This window comes from Vibrio sp. M260112 (assembly GCF_036533775.1).
GTDB lineage: Bacteria > Pseudomonadota > Gammaproteobacteria > Enterobacterales > Vibrionaceae > Vibrio.
Map to the genome: position 1 here is coordinate 1 of NZ_JATABH010000098.1, position 4,041 is coordinate 4,041.

3 protein-coding genes and 2 pseudogenes are annotated in these 4,041 nt (G+C 41.1%); all 5 read left to right on the top strand.

All coding sequences use genetic code 11. From position 1 onward, the window contains the following. The first annotated feature begins 513 nt into the window (after positions 1 to 513). The 5 genes and pseudogenes from QTN95_RS19830 to QTN95_RS19850 all read left to right on the top strand — a co-directional run bounded on the left by QTN95_RS19830 (position 514) and on the right by QTN95_RS19850 (position 3,987). Positions 514 to 1,059: a GNAT family N-acetyltransferase gene (locus QTN95_RS19830; RefSeq protein WP_331418715.1), complete on the top strand. Its 546-nt coding sequence runs from the start codon at positions 514 to 516 to the stop codon at positions 1,057 to 1,059. Positions 1,060 to 1,200: 141 nt separating this feature from the next. Then, a complete protein-coding gene (locus QTN95_RS19835; RefSeq protein WP_331418716.1) occupies positions 1,201 to 2,157 on the top strand; it encodes a hypothetical protein in 957 nt (318 codons plus the stop codon). 173 nt (positions 2,158 to 2,330) lie between these two features. Continuing rightward, positions 2,331 to 2,558, top strand: a pseudogene (locus QTN95_RS19840) (PAAR domain-containing protein); the annotation flags it as partial. 276 nt (positions 2,559 to 2,834) lie between these two features. Next, a pseudogene (locus tag QTN95_RS19845) lies at positions 2,835 to 3,575 on the top strand (hypothetical protein); the annotation flags it as partial. Then, positions 3,559 to 3,987: a hypothetical protein gene (locus QTN95_RS19850; protein ID WP_331418717.1), complete on the top strand. Its 429-nt coding sequence runs from the start codon at positions 3,559 to 3,561 to the stop codon at positions 3,985 to 3,987. The pseudogene QTN95_RS19845 and the gene QTN95_RS19850, both read left to right, overlap by 17 nt. The last annotated feature ends 54 nt before the right edge of the window (positions 3,988 to 4,041 follow it).

Consider the following 4,041-nt stretch of genomic DNA (forward strand, 5'->3'; position numbering starts at 1 on the left):
ACTTGTTAGAAAAATATGGCTATGTGTACAGCCGAGATTTAACCAAGATAACCCCGACAGGGATTCATTTAATGTACATTAAAGCAACGCATTGAGTTGGTTTACTCGTCAATTAGCTTTAAAGGCGTCGAGTCTTTGGACATCCTTTACAGGATTACTCAAAAATAGAGACCGTCAAATTTCCTTGGTAATTAAGGTACGACAGAATCGCTTGGTGATAACATGTGTGCTGACGGGGCATGTAACACGAAATTGCCCCGAAACGAGTTAGAACAAAAGCTCGTTCATATTCTGTTAATGTGTGTTTGCCTTACGCAAACTTATCCGAGAGAACTAATAAATTTGCATTCCCGTTATTAGACGACATCTTGCAGCCTAGTTTTGCTTAGCCTGTCTTAACCAATTGATTTTCAATTGAACCACTATAAAAAAGACCGCATTATAGAACGGAGAAATCCGTCAACTTGTCGGATAATAAGCGTTATGCGTAATCGATGGAGTACGGAGTATGAGATGGAAGTAGTAGAAGCGGAAGAATCGGATTTAGATTCATTCTTTGCGTATCTTGAAAATCAGCTGTCTGAAAATGGTAATGGAGAGGTTCCTCTTTTCCAACCAATGTCCAGAGAGCAAAGTGAAATTCCAGAAGCAACAAAAGATAAGTTTATCCAAGGCTTTTCCCATCAGTTTGGCGATTTGGGCTGGAGAAAGCTATGGGTTGTAAAAGATACCTCTGGAAGTGTCAAAGGTCATATTGATCTTCGCCATCACAGTGATGAAAGTCGTTCTCATCGAGTTCTACTTGGTATGGGCGTAGATGTTTCTTGCAGGAAGCAAGGTATTGGTCAACGACTCATTGATGCGGTTATTAATTTCTGCCAAGAAAAAGCTGAAATTGACTGGCTTGATCTTTGTGTATTATCAGAGAATTTCCCAGCAAAGAACCTCTACTTAAAGGCAGGGTTCAATGTTGTTGGAGAGTTTAAAGATCAATATAGAATCGACGGTTTGTCAGTCTCGGAAATAGCAATGACAAAGTATGTCAAAAACTACGCATAACAAGCATTTAAGAGGGATTCACAACGCTCGGCACTTTTGCTTCTACTTCAGTTTTAGTGCTTATGGCACAATGCGTTAGGTTTGGGTGGTAGCGTTGCTCACCTTAATTGGGCTACATGGCAATCAAAGTTAGGAGTTTTTTTGATAACTGAACGAATAAAGTTTTGGGCTTTGGCTTATTTTGCCAAGAATGCTTGTCCAAGTCGGTTCTCGCTTTCTAGCGAAGCGGCAAAGAACAATGATTTTTATGAGACCAATGTATATTTCCCTCAAGGGACAGTAGAACAGTTAAATTCAATGTCCAAAGAACGAGTAGGGAGTCAGAGATTACTATATAGGTTTATCCCTCTAAAAAATGGACTGCAAGCTAATAAATTGATTAAGGGCTACAGGTTCTTAGATGCCAACCAGACTACTGAATGCTTTGTATCAGAAGCTGCACTGAAACATGCTCGCATTGATGTTACATATTACTTAGGCTATTGGAGAGACGAAAACACCTACTGTACACCAGCTAAGCTTGTACAAATGGTTTTATGGCGTAAATTGCGCCTAATGTACATGGGGATTTTCTTTTCAAAGGTTCGTCAAAAGTTTCGTTCTTGGCGTATTTCTAAAAGGCTGCGTACACCTTTGCGCTCGAAGTACGAAATATACGAGTGCCTCATGTCTAGTGATAAGTTTTTAACCAAAGGGACGTTTAATAAAAGTGATTTAGTTGAACTGTTTTTGGGTCAAAAAAGCATATTTGACTATGAGCTTCACAGGAAATTTTCACAATCGCTTGATTGGATCTTGGAAGCATGTGTAGAAGATGGAGAAATTGTCAGAGTCAGTCATGCCAATGACTCTAACCCTCTATACAAAATGAAAGGCAAAGGTATTCATTACTTTACTCAGACCAAAGAAAATATACGAAACGAAGAGCATCAAAAAGAAATTCAAAAGACACAAGTCAGTATCCAGAACAGTATGTTGTTTTTAACTTTTTTACTTGTCATCGCAACGTTTATGACAGCGGTCGACAAATTTGATGCGACCTTAGAGGTTATCTATAAGTTAGCTGACTGGATAACAAAATTACTATCTTTAGGGTAAGCCATATAACCTTTATTGGCTCCAGCAAAAACTAAATGGGTAAATAGTCGAATTTTCCTCAATTGTCGATTATGTGACCTTTTGCCTAGGGTTTGTCCGTTGAGTTTGTTGATAACAGATCAATTGCTTATGCTTGCGAGTACGTTGAACGTTTCTCCAAGTTGGTAAGCATCATGTTTAACAATGCCGTCACCGTTGGAACGCCAACCACTACAGGCGGAAAAGTCTTAACAGGCACTGCTGGCGTAAAAATTAACAATTTGGATGTGAGTCTCTTGGGAGACCAAGCTACCTGTACTTGCGGGGATGAAAACTGTCGTGGAGTAGGTCCAATCATGCAGGGCTGCCCACGAAATATAAAGATTGGTGGCAAGCTGATAGCGATGAAAGACGATCCGGTTGATACCGGATGCGGCAATTGTTTTGTGCTTTCGAGTGGCGACGCCGTGAGTCTTGGTGCTCAAATGTCTGGCTCAATTGATATGGGTTCAGGCGTTAATATCGGGCAGGGTGTCAATATCAATATGGGGTCGGGCGTGAGCTTGGGGCAAGGTGTCTCCTTTGGTGACCGCTCGTCTACTTCTCCATCGTCTAATTTCACCAGTTCTGCGAGTCATCTATCGCAAGTGAATGACCCATATCGTTCAGAGCCGTTATTGTTTAGCCAAACTCAAACCATCGACAAAATATTGAGTGATTCTCTCGCTTTAGAGTGTTCTCTTGAAGAAGAAATGGCGAAGAACATGCAACATGTTCTTATCACGGATTTGGAGGATGCACACAAGATCCTGCATAACCTTTGGCTGGAAGCAGGGAAAGATGTTGCTGCCCTTGCGGCGAGTATTAATACTGCGAAATCATGGTTTAGCCACACAGGGCCGCTGTTTGATGCTGCTTCAATTGCCAAGCAGTTTGGTGATATGGGCGTTAAAGCGGATTTGGTTGAGAGCAAAGGCAAAACCTTTGTGGCGTTTAACGGCACAGATCAGAATGGAAGAGTGCTCAAATATGCGTTTGTGAATGGTACTCGTATCAACATGAACGGAAAAAAATACCCGCTCAACTCATTTAAAGCAATGTAAGCTGGCTTTAGCCCAAAATCAAGAGCAGCGAATTTTAAAGGGGCAGGAGTCTTAACGTTTGTCGTGTCGGCGAGTATTGCAACTAGTGATTTAGTGTTCAAGGATGATTATCACCTTGTGAACTGGTTTGGGAATGTCGGTTCTGATATGTTCAAAGCCCTGGTCCAATTTGGGGCAGGTGAGGCTATTTTGTGGGGAGTTGTTGCTGTTTCCGGTTATGTACTTGTTGGCGCTGTTGCCGTGGCCCTTACTTATGGAATTATTGAATGGGCTTGGGGGGAATATAATATCGCCAACTCAATAGTTGAGGTGTTAGAAGATGCTGTCGAAAACTAAAGTTAGATGTGCGGCAATTCTTAGCTTTCTGCTTGTTCCATTGTGGTTTTGGGTTAGTGTTGGAGTCTTTCAAGATTATATTGATCTATTGAATCGAGAAGAAATGGTACAAGTTTCAGTTATTACGTTATGGGTTCCTGTTGGAGGCTTTGGTGCTATTCTGTTCATTGCAATTTTTTCTGGAGTTGCTTTAGTTACGGGGAAGACTGCAAGATTAGTTATCGGTGAACGATGGACTCCATTGGTAAATAAAACAACTCTTTATTTTGCATTGGCAGGCGTAGCATTTGCTGTGGGATGGACATATCACTCTATCGACTTGTTAGAAAAATATGGCTATGTGTACAGCCGAGATTTAACCAAGATAACCCCGACAGGGATTCATTTAATGTACATTAAAGCAACGCATTGAGTTGGTTTACTCGTCAATTAGCTTTAAAGGCGTCGAGTCTTTGGACATCCTTTA